1 pseudogene is annotated in these 522 nt (G+C 66.7%); it reads right to left on the bottom strand.

The annotated features are described in order from the left end of the window. Position 1: 1 nt before the first annotated feature. Positions 2-522 (bottom strand): annotated as a pseudogene (locus TNMX_RS10935) (transposase); the annotation flags it as partial.

Here is a 522-nt window from a genome sequence, read left to right as displayed (position 1 = left end):
GCTATACCGCATAGAGCCCCAGGAAGCGCAGGGCGGAGAGGGGGTTGAAGGAGAAGGCCTCCAAGGCCGCCTTCTTCTCCCTGACCCCTTGGCGGTGAAGCATGGAGACCAGAAAGGCCCGGAGGGCCGCCAAGACCTGTGCCCCCACCCCCCGCACCTGGCAGGCATCCTCGTGGAGGAGAACGTCCCGTACCCAAAAGGACCGGTTCTCTACCTCCCACCGGTAAAGGAGAAGCTCCCCAAGCCGCCTCGCCTCCGCCACCTCCGGCCCCAAGCTGGTGAGGGCGTAGCTCACCGTCCGCCGCACCTCCCCCGTCCCCTTGTGCCTCACCTCCCGCTCCATCCGCACCACCTGCCGGCACCCGGGAAAGGCCCGCACCTCTTCCGGCAGGTAGGGGGAAGCCCAAACCCGGTAGGTCCACACCTCCCCATCCCGCACCAGATTCCACACCGCCTCGGTCTCGCCAGGAAGCCGCCTCTCCTCCATGCCCTTGAACACCTCCAAGGCCCACTCCAAAAGTT

Source organism: Thermus sp. NMX2.A1, assembly GCF_000511705.1.
GTDB lineage: Bacteria > Deinococcota > Deinococci > Deinococcales > Thermaceae > Thermus > Thermus scotoductus.
This window is presented reverse-complemented; position numbering and strand designations above follow the sequence as displayed.